Annotated in this window: 6 protein-coding genes; all 6 read left to right on the top strand. The window is 62.1% G+C overall.

From position 1 onward, the window contains the following. The first annotated feature begins 7 nt into the window (after positions 1–7). Genes ZBT109_RS01745 through ZBT109_RS01720 form a run of 6 tightly spaced genes read left to right on the top strand, consistent with a single transcriptional unit; the run spans position 8 to position 18,809 of the window. Positions 8–508 (top strand): 3-hydroxyacyl-ACP dehydratase FabZ family protein, encoded by a 501-nt coding sequence (locus ZBT109_RS01745; protein WP_197714359.1) that lies wholly within the window; start codon positions 8–10, stop codon positions 506–508. Then, positions 502–1,647, top strand: coding sequence for a beta-ketoacyl synthase N-terminal-like domain-containing protein (locus tag ZBT109_RS01740; protein ID WP_027704560.1), 1,146 nt, complete (start codon positions 502–504; stop codon positions 1,645–1,647). Before ZBT109_RS01745 ends, ZBT109_RS01740 begins: the two co-directional genes overlap by 7 nt. After that, positions 1,644–2,180, top strand: a complete 537-nt coding sequence (locus ZBT109_RS01735; RefSeq protein WP_027704559.1) for a hypothetical protein — start codon at positions 1,644–1,646, stop codon at positions 2,178–2,180. The genes ZBT109_RS01740 and ZBT109_RS01735 overlap by 4 nt, the downstream gene beginning before the upstream one ends. After that, entirely contained in the window at positions 2,177–3,634 is a 1,458-nt protein-coding gene (locus tag ZBT109_RS01730; RefSeq protein WP_051523666.1) for a class I adenylate-forming enzyme family protein, read from the top strand. The genes ZBT109_RS01735 and ZBT109_RS01730 overlap by 4 nt, the downstream gene beginning before the upstream one ends. Beyond that, positions 3,631–11,712, top strand: a complete 8,082-nt coding sequence (locus ZBT109_RS01725; protein WP_027704558.1) for a type I polyketide synthase — start codon at positions 3,631–3,633, stop codon at positions 11,710–11,712. The genes ZBT109_RS01730 and ZBT109_RS01725 overlap by 4 nt, the downstream gene beginning before the upstream one ends. After that, positions 11,709–18,809 (top strand): type I polyketide synthase, encoded by a 7,101-nt coding sequence (locus ZBT109_RS01720; protein WP_051523665.1) that lies wholly within the window; start codon positions 11,709–11,711, stop codon positions 18,807–18,809. The genes ZBT109_RS01725 and ZBT109_RS01720 overlap by 4 nt, the downstream gene beginning before the upstream one ends. Positions 18,810–18,894: the final 85 nt, after the last annotated feature.

Below are 18,894 nucleotides of genomic sequence, written 5' to 3'. Positions count from 1 at the left end.
CCCATTCATGACCACTTCAAGCACTGCTACCGTCGCTACAACGGCCCCTCGCACCATGGGATTTACCGAACTTAAAGGGTGGCTGCGCCACCGCCATCCGATGGTCTTTCTGGATCGCGTGCTCGACTATGCCCCTGGGGAATACCTCAAGAGCCTGATGGCCGTTTCGGGTCAGACAGACGCTATCTCTGGTCACTTTCCCGAACGCGCTATTTTCCCGGCCAGCCATATGATGCAGGCCGTCGCTCAGTCCGCCATCATCTTGCTACAGGTATCGACGACCCCCTTGGCCGACGATGAGGTCACCCTCATTGGGTCAGTCAAATCGCGCTTCACGCATATCGTCGTGCCGGGGGATCTGGTCACGTTCGACGTACGCTGCGATCACCTGCGCGATGACTTCCTCACCTTCACCTGCTACGCCACGGTTGGCGAACACGCTGCGGGCACTATCAAAGGGTCGATCATCCGCAAGAACATTGCGGACCTGGGAGAACAGCTATGGTGAATGACTCCCCGGCGATCTGGGTTACCGGCATGGCGTGGTCCACCGGCTTGGGGGCAGACCTCAAGACCGTATGGGAGGCGCTGCTAGCGGGTGCGTCAGCCATCGACCATGTCCCCACCGAACACGACCTGCGCAGCGACCTTGCCGTTGCGCTTCCCCACCTACCGTTGGACATGCCGTTAGCAGAACGCCAGCACACGCTGACCTGTTCGACGCTGAAAATGGCGCTGAACGATGCTGGCATTGCGGCCGATGCACCTCAGCTAATGTCGGTGCTGGGCACAAGCTATGCCCATCATCTGGACGATACCAACACTGAGTCGCTGTCGGATTGGGCCAATGCAGCGGCACGCTCGCTTGGCTTCAAGCGCCCTCCCGTCGTGGTGTCCACGGCCTGCTCGGCGGGAGCGGATGCGATTCAAGTGGGGATGTCACTTATCCGCGACGGCGCGGCTGATCTGTGTATCTGCGGTGGCGCAGACATTCTGTCGGAAGGAAAGCGGCTCGGTCATTCGCGATTAGGCACGCTGTCACCCGACGGACTGTATGCCTTTGACCGCAACCACAGCGGTACCGTACTGGGCGAAGGGGCGGCCTTCATTGTGCTGGAATCAAAAGCGCACGCGCAGGCCCGTGGTGCGCAGCCCTACGGCTTTATCGTCGGGACAGGCGCCGCCAATGATGCCGTCAATGCAGTGGCCCCCGATCCGTCCGGCCAGAACGTTATTAATACGGTCGAACGCGCCCTTCTCAGCGCGGGCCTGCATCACGACGATATCGCGCTGATCAATGCCCACGGTACGGGTACTCAGATCAACGACAATGTTGAGTCCATTGCCTATTCCTCGCTGTTTGCCAGCAACGCCCATCCACCCGTGCTGTTTGCGACCAAAGGGGCGCTCGGACACACGCTCGGCGCAACGGGGGCCATCGAAGCCATCGTCGTGCTACTGGCACTCAACCACCACTGCGCCCCGCCCGTATATGCCTTGCAGCAACCGCTGGACGTTCTCAAGCTGCCGATTCCCATCCATACCCCCATGGTGGTGGGCAAGGGCTATGGCATCAGTGTCACGCTGGGCTTTGGCGGCTTCGATACCTGCCTGGTGCTGCAAGGCGCCCAGAGGAGTCTGTCATGAGCACGCTTGCCTCTTTTAATCCTCACACCCTTCTCGCTATTGGCGAAGGGACGGCCAGTGCGCCCGATCTGGCGTCGATGAAACCCACTCAGAAAGCATCACTGTATGCCGATCCGCTGTCGTGGCTGGTACTCAGCGCCGTGGAAAACGCGGTCGCTTCGACCCGCGAGGCACTGGACGCTTCCCGCCGTACGGTCGGCCATATCGTCATCAGTGATACCTGCACCCTGCACACACTGCATGCCATCGCGCGAACGGTGCCGTCCGGTCACGTTTCACCGCTGAAGTTCTCGGGTGCCTGTCCGGGGCTGATCTGTTGTCTACCCTCGCAACTGCTGGGGTTCAGCGGCCCGAGCATTGCACTGTCGATGCCCGGCCTACTGGGCCAGCCCCATGCCATGACACTGGCACAGACGTGGCTGAAAGATCAGGCGGCGTCACATGTCATTGTGACGGTTCACCATGCCGATGCGTCAGGTCACCGCGTTACTAGCACGGTGTTCACTTGCGCCACTTCGGGAGAAACAAGATGACAACGCCATTGAAACCGCTGGCGCCTGACACGATTCAACGTTTTCTTGATGATATGGTGCAGGCCGATCAGGCCCAGCCCATCGCCATTAAAGTCGATGATGTCATCGCCGACCTGCGTGCCAAAGGCGTTCAGCCCGGCCACCCCGTCATGGTGGCCATTCCCAATAGCAAAGCCTTTGTCGCAGTGGTATTTGGTATTCTGGCACTGGGGGCCGTTCCCGTGCTGCTGCCATCTTCCGCCCCTCCTGCACGCATCCAGCGCATCGCCCACATTGTGGGCGCCAGTGCACTGGTCGGGCTGAACATCTCCCCCGCGCTCAGCCCCGCCGACAGCGTGTCGGCACTGGCCGGTGTCGCCAAGTTCGCCTTTATCGATCAACGTGCGCCCCATGTTTACCCCGAACATCACATCATCCTGCTGACATCGGGCACCTCGGGCATCTTCAGCGGCTGCCTATTCCACATCAACGCACTGCTGCTCAATGCATCACGCCATATCGCCGCCATCGGTCAGAGCGCCAGCGATCGGGTGCTGATCAACCTGCCGATGTACTACTCCTATGCGTTCGTGGCTCAGCTGCTGGCCAGCTTCCTGCTAAACAACCGAACCGTAATCGCGGGCCCACCTTTCACTCCTGAACACTACGAACACACCATCCGCCAGTACCAGATATCACTGTCATCGCTGACGCCGCTAATGGTCGATGCATGGCTAGATGCGGGCGATCAGCCGCTGCCTGAACCGCTGCGCCGCATGACGATTGGGGGTGATGCGTTGTCGACTGCGTCACTGAAGGCGCTGCTTGATCGTACGCCGGGGTTGGCACTGTACGTGACCTATGGTCTGACGCAAGCCGGCCCGCGCGTTGCCACGCTGGCGGCGCATGAAGCACCGCCGAGCAAGTACGGCTCGGTGGGGCTGCCCTTCCCCGATATTCGCGTTTATCTGCGCAAGGATCACCCTGACGATGACGGCGGTGAACTGATCGTCGAAACCGACAGCGGCATGACCCGCCGCATCACCGGTGCTGAAGATGAACCGGATACGCCGCGCATCGGCGATCATCGCATCATCCACACTGGCGACCGTTTCCTGATCGACGACGATGGCTATCTGTTCTTCAAGCGCCGCAAGCCCTCCTACGTGATGAGCCGCGGTGAAAAGGTCAGCCTGAAATCGGTCAGCGATATCGCAGAGAACATCTCCGGCGTAGCGCGCGCCGAGGCGTGGGTGCACGAGTACGACGAGACCTCCGGCAACTCGCTCTTCACCCTGGATGTGTACTGCGAAGACGACACGCTCACCGAGGGGGATATCCGCCGCCAGCTGGGCAGAACGCTGCTACGCAGTGAGCAGCCCACGGTGATCACTCTTCACTCCGCGGCCGACATTGGCTGGCGCAAAACACCGTCTCATCACGCCACTACCGCTTCCAAGGAGGTGACGCCATGACCATCGCTTCGCTACCGCTCGTAATTTCCGGTGATTCGGACAATGCCTTGATCGACGCCGCCAGACACCTGCTCGCCCAGATCGAACCGCTGGCCGAGGAGGCACTGCTACCGTTCTGCCTCGAACAGCTCGTACACCCCCACGGTACACTGCGCGCCGCCGTATCCGGCCCCGACAAGAAGCGCCTTGTCGGGGGGCTGAAGGCGCTAGTGGAAGGCCGCCCGGCGCGCAATGTGATCAAAGGATCTGCGGATATTGCTAAGGCACCGGTCTTCGTCTTTCCGGGCCAAGGACCGCTGTGGCCCGGCATGACTCGCGGTCTGATCGAGGCCTCACCGCTGTTCAAGGAACGCATCGCTTTCTACACACAGGCACTTCAACCCAGCCTACATTGGAGTCCGCAGGAGGCGCTGACCACCGGCCAAGAATTCAAGCATCTGACCGAAATCCAGCCCATCCAGTTCACTATGGCGTCGGCACTGGCCGATATGTGGCGCGCCTACGGCATCACTGAACAAGCCGTAGTCGGCCATTCCGTCGGGGAAGCGGCCGCCTCCAATGCAGCGGGGCTGCTCTCGCCCGAGGAAGCCGCCAGACTGACCGTCGCATGGGGGAAAGCGCTGACCCATATCGACGGCCAAGGGGCGATGATTTCTGCCGCCACGTCGCTCGATAAGCTGAAACCGCTGCTGGCACGCTGGGAAGATCGTCTATCGATCGCCGCGGTCAACAGTAAGCGCAGCGTGACCGCCAGCGGCAGTACCGCCGATACCGATGAGCTGCTCGCGTTCCTCAATGAAGAAGGACTGTGGGCGTGGAAAGTGCCCGGTGGCGATGTGGCAGGCCACAGTGCCATGGTGGACCCGCTACGAGAGGAAGTGCTCGCAAACTCCCCCGCCACGGTGTCCTCCGACACGCGAGCGGTGTACTACTCCTCCGTCATGGGCGAACGGTTGGCCCCAGAGGACTTCCCCGCCGACTACGGCTTCCGCATTTTGCGCGACACTGTGCGCTTTGCTGACAGCGTGCAGGCCCTGATCCGTGACGGCTATCGCCTGTTCATTGAAGTCAGCCCGCACCCCATTCTCACAGGCATCATCGAAGAACACCTCAATGAAGCAGGCGTGCAGGGTGCGGCCATTCCAACCCTTGATCGCCGCAAGGACGATGCAGAAAGCTTGGTACAGTCCTTCGTGCACGCCTTTATCTACGGCGCACCGATCGATTGGCCGCACGTTGTTTCTAGTTTCTTTCCTAAACAGAAAGTGGATCTATCTCGGCTGCAACACGCGACGCCGACACATGATGCGACCACCCCGGTGGCAACTTCCGGTGAAGCGAGTGAACTGCACCAGCAGTCGCCCGACGCACAGCGTGAGTACCTGCTATCACTGATTGACCAAGAAACCCAGGCGCTATTGGGTCAGTCGTTCTCCTCAGATACGCAATCATTTCGCGATATCGGCTTTACATCATTGACCGTCGTCGAGTTCGCTCGTGGACTCTCGGCGGCCACAGGTATCGAGCTGCCGTCCACACTGGTCTATGACTACCCGACGCCACGCGCCGTCAGCGACTTTCTGCGCCATGAGATGGGACTGAGCAGCGACGATGCTACCGATGACGCCTTCAAGGATCGCGTGTATGTCGATGAGCCGATTGCCATCATCGGGATGGCTTGCCGCTACCCCGGTGGCGTTACAGACCCCGAATCACTGTGGACCATGATCGAGGAAGGCCGAGACGCTGCCGATCACTACCCCACGGACCGCGGCTGGGACACCCAGAACCTCTATGACCCTGAACCCGGTCAGCACGGCAAGATTTCGACACCGACCAGCAACTTCCTCTATGACGCAACGGGATTCGACGCCGAGTTCTTCGGCATCGCCCCGCGAGAAGCCGTCACGCTGGAGCCGCAGCAGCGTGTGCTGCTGGAGGTGGCCTGGGAAGCGGTCGAGAATGCGGGCATCAACCCCACTACGCTGCGCGATTCCCTTACTGGCGTGTATGCCGGGGTAATGGGAACCGAATACGGCAGCCAGATTCAGTTCGCGCCGAAGGATGTGGCGGGCTATGGCTACATGGGAACTGCTACCTGCGTAGCTTCGGGACGCCTAGCCTACTGCCTCGGACTACAAGGGCCGGCGATCACCCTCGACACCGCCTGCTCGTCATCGCTGGTGTCCATCCATACCGCCTGCGAAGCGCTACGCAGTAGCGATTGCAGCTTGGCACTGGCGGGCGGCGTGACGGTTATGCCCACCCCGGGGGTACTGATCGACTTTGCACAGCAGCGCGCGCTATCCCCCGACGGACGTTGTAAGGCGTTCTCCGATTCCGCTGACGGGGTGGGCTTGTCGGAAGGCGCGGGCATGCTGGTGCTAGAGCGGCTGTCACAGGCCAAGGCACACGGACATCGCATTCTCGGTGTCATCCGCGGCAGTGCGGTCAATCAGGACGGCGCGTCGAACGGCCTTACCGCACCCAGCGGCACCGCACAGCAGCAGGTGATTCGCCATGCATGGGCCAACGCCAAGGTCGATCCGCAAGACATCGACATCGTCGAAGCGCACGGCACTGGGACACGTCTGGGCGACCCCATCGAAGCCAATGCACTGCTGGCCACCTACGGCCGCCAGCGTCCAGAACAACACCCGCTGCAGCTGGGGTCGGTCAAATCGAACATCGGCCATACACAGGCCGCCGCGGGGGTAGCGGGCGTCATCAAAATGCTGATGGCCATGCGCCACGGCACCTATCCGCGCTCGCTGCATATCACGGCCCCGTCAAGCGAAGTGGACTGGTCGAACGGTTCGCTGCAACTACTGACCGCCTCGCAGCCGTGGCCGCGCCCAGAAAGCCGCCCACGCCGCGCCGCTGTTTCGTCATTTGGTGTCTCAGGCACCAATGGCCATTTGATCGTTGAAGAATATCTAGACGAGCATGCGGGGATCGCCAGCGAAAATACCGCCCACTCAACGGCGCAGGATATGTTCTGGCCGCTGTCAGCGCGCAACGACGAGGCGCTGCACACAGCGGCCGAACGCCTGCGCGACTACGTGCAGACGCATCCAGAGATCAACCCTGTCGACATCGGCTATACGCTGGGCATGTCCCGCAGTCATTTCGCTCAACGGGCTGCCGTCTGGGGACCGACCCGCGACGCCCTGTTGACCGGTCTGAATGCACTGATCGCGGGTCAGGATCATGCGGCTCTGGCCGTAGCACAACGTCCCGTCATCCAGAAAGGTAAATTGGCTTTCGTCTTCCCAGGACAGGGATCGCAATGGCCGACGATGGGCATGGCGCTGTACGAGGCCTTCTCGGTCTATCGCCAGACCATTGACCAGATCGATGAGGCGCTGCGCCCTTACGTCGATTGGTCGCTGATCGACGTGCTGAAGGCGCAACCTGATGCCCCGTCGCTGGAACGCATTGACGTGGTACAGCCGGCGCTGTTCGCCGTCATGGTGGCACTGGCACGGCTGTGGGAATCGTTCGGTCTGACGCCAGACGCTGTGATCGGCCACTCTCAGGGTGAAATCGTTGCGGCGCACGTATCGGGCGCGCTCAGCCTGCAGGATGCGATCAAGATCGTCGCCCTGCGCTCCAAGCTGATGCTGACTCAGGCCGGCAACGGCGCAATGGCGACCGTCGGTCTGCCGGAAGCAGACGCACGCGCGTTTATCGCCCCGTACGGTGACTCGGTGTCGCTGGCCGTCTTCAACAGCCCGTCCGCCACGGTCGTATCGGGCGACACAGAAGCCGTCGAACGCTTGCTCAAAGACTGCAAACGGCAGCGCATCCGCGCCAAACGCATTGCCGTTGATGTCGCGGGCCACTCACCGCACATGGAAGCATTGCGCCCCGTACTGATGGCGCTGTTCTCCGATGTGACGCCGCAAGCAACGCGCCTTCCGTTCTACAGCACGGTGGAAGGCTACCCGCACGACGAGCCGCTGCTGGGCACTCGACTGGACGCGCACTACTGGTGTGACAACCTGATCCATCCTGTGCGCTTCGTGGATACCGTCACTGCTCTTAGCGACAAAACCAACGTCACCTACTTGGAGTGCAGCCCGCACCCCGTGCTGATTCCGCCGTTGGAAGAAACGCTCGAAGAGGCGGGAACCGCTCTGGGCACGCTGCGACGCAAAGCACCCGCAGTGGCCTGCCTGACCGAAACGATGGCACGCCTGTACACCGACGGACATGGCATCAGCTGGCGTGCGCTGCACCCTGATGCCCGCATCGTCGATGTACCGACCTACCCTTTCGAACATCAGTACTACTGGTTGAATGCCAGCGCCAGCGGCGATGTGTCATCGACGGGACTGCGCGCGGATGACCATGCCCTGCTGGGCGCGATCATCGATCTTCCCGATGACGATGCCATCGTCATCAGCGGGCGCATCGGGCTGTCAGCCCAACGTTGGCTGGCCGATCACGCCGCAGCGGGTGTGACACTGGTACCGGGCACGGCCTATCTGGACATGGTCCAGCACGCCGCGGATACCGTGGGCTGCCGTCAGATCAGTGAACTGACGTTGCAGGCCCCAATGGTACTGCCTGAAGAAGGCGATCTGGATCTGATGCTCAGCATCGATGCGCCTGATCAGGATGACCTGCGCGCGCTTGCGGTCTATTCACGCCCGCATACTCAAAGTGACAGCGACCCCGCCCCGTGGGCGCTTCACGCTACCGCACAGCTCTCTCCCCACGCCTTGTCACCCGTACCGACAGCCACACAGAGCTGGCCGCCGACCGACGCTCAGCCCGTCGACATCGACCAGCTGGAACAGACGCTGGCCGAGGCGGGCTATGAGTACGGCCCGACCTTCAAGGGCATGACTGCTGCTTGGCGCCGCGGCAACGATTTCTTCGCTGAGGCCCAGCTACCGCAAGGGCTGTCCGCCGAGGGTTATATCATTCACCCCGCGCTGCTGGACGCGGTACTGCACCTTATCGCCCTGCCGCCGGACACCACCCAAACACACGGGCTGCGACTACCGTTCTCGTTCAGTCAGGTCGCGCTGTCCGGTCTACCCGCACAGCAATTGCGCGTCACCCTTCATACGCTGTCGGACAGTGCCGTCAGCGTCACTGTGAACGATCCTCACGGCCAGCAGCTACTGTCGATCGGGTCACTGGCCGTGCGCGAAACTGACCCCAATGCCCTGCGCAGTCTGTCCCGCTACCGCCCCGAACGAGACCTACTGCGCCTTCAATGGCAGCCGCTGCCGTCTGCCCCCGTCGAGCCGACAGCTGCACCCCACTGGGCGGTGTTGTCATCCCAAGAGGTGGACGGTGCGTTGACCGCACTGCCCCGTTTCTCTGATCTAGAAGCATTGGCGAACGCCGAGACCCCGGCCGCGGTGATCTGGCCGCTGCCACTGACGGAAGACGGTGACTCGGCACAAGCAACCCATCAGCTGGCAACGCTGGTGATCGAACAGCTTCAGGCTTGGCTGACCCAGCCACAGTGGGGCCAGACACCGCTGGTCGTCATCACCCGCCATGCCGAAATTATTCAGGAACCGGAGCGCGCCCAGCTGGCTCACAGCGCGGCGTGGGGACTGCTGCACAGTGCACAGACCGAAAACCCCGACCGTTTCGTGCTGATCGATACCGATGCGCCCATCGAAGCGCTAGGCGCCATCACGCAGGCTCTTGAACAGCAACACTCCCAGTTCGCTCTTCGGCACGGCAAACTGCTGACCCCATACCTTGCCCGCACCGAGACATCGGCACTGCTGACACCACCGGCTGACACTGCGCTCTGGCACCTAGACGTTCCTGCCTCTGGCAACCTGCCCGAAATGGCGATCGTACTAGCCCCCGAACAGGACCCTCCGCTGGGTGACGACAGTGTCCGTATCGCCATTCGCGCCGCGAGCATCAACTTCCATGATGAGATTGCGGCACTAGGGTTGATTCCCGCTCATACGCGCATCGGCTCGGAAGCCGCAGGGGTCGTCACGGAGGTCGGAGCAGGCGTAAAAGACATTCAGGCCGGCGATCGCGTGCTAGCGCTGGCCGAAAATGCCTACGGCCCCTCCGTCATTGCTCACCAGCGCAACATACTGCCCATACCAGCGTCGTGGACGTTTGCGCAGGCCGCCGGGGCCCCTATCGCCTTCTTGACCGCGTACCACGCCTTCACACGCATGGCGACGCTCAAACCCGGCGACCGCGTTCTGATTCACGCCGCCGCGGGCGGTGTGGGACAAGCGGCCATCCAGCTGGCGAAGCACCTGGGGGCCGAGATATTCGCCACAGCCCATCCTCGCAAGTGGCCGCTTCTGCGCTCGCTGGGCCTTGCCCAAGACCATATTGCCAGCTCACGCACACTTGAGTTCGCCGAACAGTTCGAAGACGCACTGGGCGATCAAGGCATCGACCTTGTGCTGAACTCGTTGATGGGCGATGCCGTGGATGCGGCCATGGGCCTGATGTCGCCGGGCGGATGCTTTATCGAACTGGGACGCACCGATATCCGCCATGTCGAAGCTGCTGCAGTCATTCGTCCTGACATCAACTATCTCGTGCTTGATCGCCCAGACCTCGACCCAGTTGATACGCGTCACAAGCTCGAAGAACTGGCAGCGCTGATCCACGACGGCGCACTCACGCCGCTGCCCGTGACAGCGTTCGATATACGTGAGGCACCCACAGCCTTCACGCTCATGCAACAAGGTCGGCATAGCGGCAAGGTCGTTCTGACCATTCCCCGCCCGCTCGACCGCAACGGTACGGTGCTGATCACCGGCGGGACCGGCACACTGGCAGGCTTTCTCGCGCACCATTTGGTCAGCGTCCACGGTATCCAGCACCTGTTGCTGGTCAGCCGCCGCGGTCCCGACAGCGAAGGGGCCGCAGCACTCAAGCAACAGCTTGAAAGCGAGGGCGCACATGTCACCCTCAAGGCCTGCGACATGTCCGATCGTGCTGGCGTCGAAGCGCTGCTGGCCGACATTCCGACAGCGCATCCTCTTACTGGGATATTCCATACAGCGGGGGTACTGTCCGACGCCACGATCGCCAACCTGAGTGAGGACGATATCGACCGCGTCTTCGCTCCGAAGGTCGACGCGGCAGCGCTGCTGCACGAGCTGACGCACGATCAGGACCTCGCGGCCTTCGTGCTCTACTCCTCCAGCGCCGGCGTGCTGGGCAACCCCGGGCAGGGCAACTACGCGGCAGCCAACCGCTTCCTCGACAATCTGGCGCTGAACCGCCGCCGTCAGGGGCTGCCCGCTACCGCATTGGCATGGGGCTGGTGGCAAACCATTTCATCGCTGGCCAGCGATCTAACCAGCGCCGATCAGGCCCGTATCGCCCGTACTGGGTTCGCACCGATCAGCGAAGAGCACGGTAATGCGCTCGTAGATGCGGCCATGGCCCTGCCATACGGCGCACTGGCTCCTGTTCCCCTCAACCCACAGACGCTGGCCCGCAATGCCCAGCAAGGCAGCCTTCACCCGCTGCTGGAACAACTGTTGAGTGCAGGCGCTCTCCGCAAAGCCCGCGCACAGGGGCAGCACGTTCCCACCCTGAAGATCGAACTTCAGGCACTGGACGCCTCAGCACGACCCAAGCATCTGCAGAAGGCCATTGCAGACGTCATCGCCGCCATTCTCAGCCTTGAGGATGCCTCCGGCATTGCGCTGGACAGCACCTTCAAGGAAAGCGGCATCGACTCGCTGATGGCCCTAGAACTGCGCAACCGCCTAGCCTCGGCGACGGGACTGCGCCTCCCTGCCACGCTGACCTATGACTACCCCACCCCTCTCGAACTGGCTGCCCATTTGGGCGAACTGCTGTCGTCCGATCTAGAAGACGGCACCGATTCAACGTCGTCTCCCACGGTTTCTGCCGAGGATGACGCTCGCATCCGGACACTGCTCGCCACTGTGCCGATCGACCGCCTGCGCAGCGCTGGCCTGCTGGCGTCGCTACTGCAATTGGTTGACGACAGTACATCAGACAGTGCCCCCATCAGCGATATCGACACCGCCAGCATCGACGAACTGGTAGCGCTCGCTCAATTCAACAATGAGGTTCAAGCACAATGACAGCGACACCCTCAACACCGTCCTCATCCGGCAGCAACGAACAGCGTCTTGCCGATGCGCTGCGCAGCAGCCTCCGAGCACATGAACAGTTGAAGCAGCGCTACCAGCAACAGGTAGACGCCAACCACGAACCGATTGCCATCATTGCAATGGGATGCCGACTTCCGGGCGGCATCGACAGCCCCGAAAAGCTGTGGCAATGCCTTGAAGAGGGTGCCGATGTGATCGGCCCGCTGCCCGACGATCGCGGCTGGGACATCGACGCGCTGTTCGGCGATGACGCCAGCGCCAAAGCTAAAGCGGCCCAGTGGCAAGGTGGGTTCGTTGAGGACATCGCGGGCTTCGACGCCGAGTTCTTCCGCATTTCGAACCGTGAAGCGCTGGTGATCGACCCCCAGCAGCGCTTTCTGATGGAACTGGCATGGGAGGTGCTGGAACGGGCCAATATCGTGCCCGCCACGCTGAAGGGCAGCCAAACCGGCGTTTTCATCGGGTCTTGCTACGACCATTACATCCCGGATATCACCCACCGCACGCCGGAAACCGACGGTTACCGCCTGCAGGGTATGGAGATGAGCATGGCGTCTGGGCGCATCTCGTACACGCTCGGACTTAACGGCCCTGCCGTCACCATCGATACAGCGTGTTCATCATCACTGACCGCGCTACATCTGGCTGAAAAGTCGCTGCGCGAGAAGGAATGCGATCTTGCCATCGTCGGGGCAACCACGCTTATCGCACAGCCAGACGTGTTCGTTGAATTCACCCGTCAGGGCGGGCTGGCTGCGGATGGTCGCTGCAAAGCCTTCGCCGATGCCGCCGACGGCACAGGCTTCTCAGAAGGCGCAGGGGTGCTGCTGCTGGCACGGCTGTCGGACGCACTGGCCGCTGGCTATCCCATTCAGGCCCTGATCCGCGGCAGTGCGCTCAACCAAGACGGTGCCAGCAACGGGCTGACCGCACCAAGCGGCCCCGCACAAGAGCAGGTGATCCGCAGCGCAGTGAAGAACGCACAGCTGACACTCGCCGAGGTGGACGCCGTGGAAGCACACGGTACAGGCACCACGCTGGGCGATCCCATCGAAGCCAATGCCCTGCTCAACACCTATGGCAAGGCGCACTCCGATGAACAGCCGCTGTGGCTAGGTTCGGTCAAGTCCAATCTGGGCCACACACAGCTGACCGCAGGCGTCGTCAGCATCATCAAAATGGTAATGGCACTGCAGCACGAGCAACTACCGCAGACGCTGCACGTCGATCGCCCAACCACCAAGGTCGACTGGCAGGACGGCGGCATCAAGCTGCTGTGCCAGCCACAGCCGTGGCCGCGGGATGCCCAGCACCCCCGCCGCGCAGGGATCTCGGGGTTCGGCTTCTCGGGTTCAAACGCTCATGTGATTGTGGAAGAAGCGCCGCTGCTGAACGATGAGGACCGCGCCAGACCGCCGCTTCAACCCCTCAGCGTCAATCTGCCAACCAGCGTGCTGCCTATCTCCGCGGCATCGCCAGACGGTCTCGCGGCACAGGCCCGCCAGCTCGCAGAGGCACTGCGTGAAAATTCCGACACGGCGCTGTCAGACATCGGCCACTCACTGGCGACCTACCGCACGCATTTCGACTACCGCGCGGTCGTGACCGCCGCCACACGCGAGGAAGCGGTGGCGGCATTGGAAGGCATCGCCGAACAGCGCTTCGTGTCTGGCGTCGCTCAAGGCATACGCACCGCGGGCAACATCGCGTTCCTGTTTTCTGGGCAGGGCGCGCAGTGGGCCACCATGGGCCGCACCCTCTACGCCGCCTCCCCCGTGTTCGCTGACGCGCTGGATGCACTGTGCGACGCGTTTGACCCGTTGCTGCCACAGCCGCTCAAGAGCGTAATGTTCGCTGAAAAATCCAGTAACGACGCACTATTGCTGAACAGAACCGACTTCACGCAGGCCGCACTGTTCACGTTCGAAGTGGCGCTCTATCGCTTGCTGGAACGGCTAGGCATTACACCGGACGCGGTAACAGGACACTCCATCGGTGAAATCGCCGCGGCCCATGTAGCAGGCGTGTTCTCGCTGAACGATGCCGTACGCTTTGTAGCCACGCGCGGCCGTCTGATGCAGGGCATTACTCGTGTGGGTGCCATGGTCGCCATCGAAACGGATGAAGCCTCGCTGCTAGCGTCGATCGGTGATGATGAACGTATATCCATTGCCGCACTCAATGCGCCCGATTCGACCGTCATCTCTGGTGACGAAGCGGCGGTGCTGGCACTGGCCGAACAATGGAAGCAGAAAGGCAAGCGCACTCACCGCCTGAGCGTCAGCCACGCGTTCCATTCCCCCCACATCGACAGCATCGTCGATGAACTGCGCGCCACGCTGACCACGCTCTCCTACCGGGCACCGCGACTGCCCATCATTTCGACGGTAACAGGCAAACCACTGACTGCCGAAGAGGCCTGCTCGCCCGACTACTGGGCGCATCAGGCACGCAGCGCCGTACGCTTTGCCGATGCCGCCCACTGGCTGCTGACGCACAACACGCGTCTGACCTTCGAGGTCGGTCCCGACAGCGTGCTTGCTGCCCTCGGCCGCGCCAACGGCATGGCCCACAGTGGCAACACCGACACGCTTTGGCTGGCCGCCATGCGTAGAGAACGCGACGAAGCACGCACCCTGCTGGCCGGACTGGCTGCGCTGCATGCTCACGGTGTCACGCCGGACTGGCAGCAGCTACTGCCGGCTGCCGCCCCCGTTACACTGCCCACCTACCCCTTCCAGCACCGTCACTACTGGCTGACGCTCAGCGAGAACAACGCTCCCACCATGCGCCACAGCGGCACGATCGCACTGTCGCACGCCTTCCTTGAACAGGGGGTTGAACTGGCCGACCAGAGCGGCTGGATATTCACCGGCCACGTTCGTCCCGATGAACACCCGTGGATCAAAGAACACCGCGTTCACGGCGATATCGCCATCGCTGGGGCCATGACGTCAGAAATGATCCACCATGCGGGCAAACAGTTCGGCTATGGCGTGGTCAACGACCTCGTGTTGCAGACGCTGATGACCTTTCCCGACGGCGCTTCGGCTGACGTACAACTGCGGGTCGAATTGCCGAACGAACACGGCCAGTGCAAGGCGGCGTTTTACTACCGGCCGCGCTTCGACGGCAATAGCGACGAGCTTGAACCGACGTGGATCAAACACGCCACGCTATCGCTGGGGGCCAGTCCGCAGCAGATCCCCGAGTGGGAGGACATCGACACCACTAGCTGGCCGCCGCAAGGTGCCGAGCCGCTGGACATGGACGATATGTACCGTCACCTGCGTTCATTGGGGCCAGCATTCCGCCGCCTCAAGGCCGCATGGCGCAGCCCGGAAGGCGTCTATTTTGAAGCCGACCTGACGCAAGATGAACTGAACAAGATCGGCCGTTTCGACCTTCACCCCGTGCTGTTGGATACGGGCCTCCAAGCAGGCTTTATGAATGCGCCACAGGCAGAAGATGCCCCTGTGCATGTGCTGTTCATGGTCAGCGGCCTGCACATCTATGCTCAGGGTGCCCGCAGCATCAGAGGACTACTGACGACCGATGAGGTCGAGACCAACTACGAGCACAGTGAACATAGCGTGCGCCTGTTCGACGACACCTATACACCTGTCGCCGAGGTGAAATCCTTCGTGCTGAAATCGTTCGACCCTCAGCAGGCCCGCCCACCGCAGTACTACCGCCCCCCATATCGACTGCTCTGGAAAGCACTGGAAATTACCGACGCCAAGGCTTCTGCCGACATTCAGTGGGTAATTCCAGCGGCATCTACCGTCCCAACCACCGCGGCAACACTGGCTCAGCAAGCGCTGAGCGATATCGACGATGCCCGCGCTGCGCTTACCCAAGCACCGCAAGACGGCATCACCGCGCTGCTGTGCACGGGCACCGAAGACGAATCGCCTGTGAACGCAGCTCACCAGCATCTTCAACAGGCCACGGAACAGCTGCAGCGCTGGCTGGCTGATGCGCACACCGCCAGCCGTCCGATGGTATGGATCACTCGCCACGCCATCGCCACGGACGATACCGAAGACGTGACCGACTTGGCCTGGGCCCCACTGTGGGGGCTGATCCGAACAGCTCAGCACGAACACCCCGACCGCTTCCTGCTGATCGATCTCGACGAGGACGAACGCAGCTGGCAAGCCTTGCCCGCCGCCATCGGCACACTGATCGCGGAACGGAACTCTCAAGGGGCACTGCGTCGGGGCCAACTGCAGGTGCCGAAGTTGACCCGCACGGTGCCGGCCGAGCTGCTGCCGCTGCCCGCAGGCAACCACGGAACGCTAGTTCAGAAGGACGCCTCATCGCTGACTGCCAGCGCCTTTGCCTGGAAGGATGACGCGCAAACGTCGCTTCAGCCCCAACAGCTACGCATTGCGGTACGCGCCGCAGCGCTGCCCCGAGCAGGTTTCCACACCGACACCGTCGCCCACGGCATTGCCGGGGTCGTCGAAGCGTGCGGTCACGATGTTTCGGCATGGCAGCCCGGCGACCGTGTGATGGTCATCAGCCATGAAAAAGGCCTCCCCGTACAGCTGATCGTCAGCGAACACGATGTACTGCCACAGCCAGCAGAGTGGACGTTTGCCGAGGCGGCTACCTCCATCGTGCCTTACACCGAAGCCTGGCAATCGCTTACTCAGCATGCCTCCTCCATCACAGGTCATCGCCTGCTGATCGCCGATGCCAGCAGCACACAGGGGACTGCCGCCGCTTGGCTGGCCGAGGCACTCGGTGCCGACGTACACGCCATCACGCCAACCGGCCAACTGGCATCCGCTGCCGAATACGACAGTGCCAGCATCCACTGCGTACGACCGGAAGAGGCCGATCAACTGACCGATATCGACGTCACACTACGCCAGACAGATAGCGATACGGCGCTCGGCCGCGGCAAAGCGCTGACCATCGCCCCTCTCACATCCCCCTTGTCATTCCGTGAAGAGGAAGCGCAGGCACTGGCTGCAACGCTTGCGTCTATGCCGCCGCTGGCACCCGACGCCACCGATGTCCGCTATGCCGCCCATGCGCTGCAACGCCATGCCCTTAATACTGACGACGACCGAGCACTCGCTTTTACCGTTCCTCATGAACTTGATCAGAACGGCACCGTACTGATCACCGGGGCCACGGGGGCACTGGCACAGGTCGCCGCCCGCCATCTGGCATCGCGTTTGGGCATGCGCCACTTCCTGCTTGCCAGCCGCCGAGGTCCAAATGCGCCTCAAGCCGAACGGATCGTGCAGGATCTCAACGCCCTCGGTGCTGAAGCAACGCTGGTGGCCTGCGACGTGGCGAAGGAAGAAGACGTCTGTGCACTACTGGATGCCGTTCCCGCCGAGCATCCACTGACCGCCGTGCTACATGCAGCTGGCGTAGTGGACACTGCCATGCTTGATGCCATGACGCCCGCGCAATTGCATAACGTCATGCGCCCCAAGGTGGACGCGGCTTGGCACCTCCATCGCCTCACTCGCCACAGCGATCTGGCCGCCTTCGTGCTGTACTCAACCTCAGTCGACCTGCTGACGCAGAAAGGTCAGAGCGGCTACGCTGCCGCCAACATCTTCCTTGATGCACTGGCGCACCACCGCCGTCATCAAGGACTACCGGCCAGCGCACTGGCATGGGGGATGTGGACAGAACGCTCCGAAATGGGCAAGCAGCTTGGCAACGAACTCATCGACACCATCATGACGTCGGGGCACCTGCCGCTGCCGACCCCACAGGGCCTGTCCTACCTGATCTCAGCGCTGGGTACCGGAGCGGAAAGTCATGCGACCATGCTGCTACCAACACGCCTCCATCTGGCCGCCTTCCAAGACGTACCCTGCCTCGCGCCACTGCTCACCGAGCTGAGCGACAGCGCCACGATCGCGCGCACGGCACCGCAGAAGAATATCGCTCAACAGCTGGCGGCTCTTTCAGCAGAAGAGCGTCGCCAACGCCTGCTCGAACTGGCCATTCAGCAGGTCAGCGAAGTGCTCAATCACCCCGATCCCAGCAGCATCCGCAGCGACGTCACCTTCACCTCGCTGGGCCTGGACTCGCTGACCTCGGTCGAAACCAGCCAGCGTCTCTCGGCGCTGATCGGTACGCGCCTGCCTGCAACCATCATGTTCAGTCATGAAACGCCCATCGCACTGGCCGAGTTCCTCGACAGCGTGCTAAGCGCGCCAAACACCGCGGCCATTGCCTCCAGCCCGCAGACAGGCCGGTTCTACGCCCAACTCAAGCAAGGGGTAGAACAACAGCGTGTACCGGAAACGCTGATGGAGATGGCCAATGCCGCCGGAGCACGCCCCCAGTTCAGCGAGGAAGACGCCACCGAGCACCTGACCACCCCCGTATGGGTACGCCAGCAGGGTAATCGTCCTCTACTGGTCTGCCTGAACTCGTTCATCCCCGCCGCCGTCGACCTGACCTACCAGCGCCTGATCAACGGACTGGGCGAACAGGTGGATGCGGTCACGATCCCGCTGCCCGGCTATCAGGAAGTCGCCTTGCCCACGACCCCCGCTGCAGCGGCCAGAGCGCTTGCCGAAACAATCGTTCGCTGCACGGACGGCCGCCCCTTCATCCTGCTCGGCTTCTCGACCGGCGGCGTAATGGCCTACGCCGTCGCCGAAGCGCTGGTGCAGCAGGGCGTGACGCCCGACAGCGTGGTCATGATCGACAGCAGCACGATGAGCACCTCACTGCACGACATCATGAACGAGGTTATGGGCGATTGGCTGACATCCAAAAGTGAGTTCTGGACCTACGACGACCAAGGGCTAGGCGCGCTGGCATGGTACGCCACGCTCTTCAGCCAGCACTGGACACCGACAACACTGCCCGCCCCCGTGTTGCTTGTTCAGTCCATGTCACCGCCCAAAGGGGTCGATTCAGTCAAACTGGCCTGCCAGTGGCCCACGCTAACGGACAAGGCGATGACACCGGGTCGTCACTTCGAGTTACTGACTACGTACGTGGAACACACCACCGAACGCGTGCAAGAGCTGCTAGCACGTCAGGAGGTACTGCATAGCGTCTTCGCAGACGAGTAGCACGTACGACACCCAGAAGGCCAGCCGTCCACGGCGGCAGGCCTTCACCCTGCAACCGAGGTTATCCGCCCATTCACGACTCACA

Origin of the sequence: Zymobacter palmae, from assembly GCF_003610015.1 — a bacterium.
Taxonomy (GTDB): Bacteria; Pseudomonadota; Gammaproteobacteria; order Pseudomonadales; family Halomonadaceae; genus Zymobacter; species Zymobacter palmae.
This window is presented reverse-complemented; position numbering and strand designations above follow the sequence as displayed.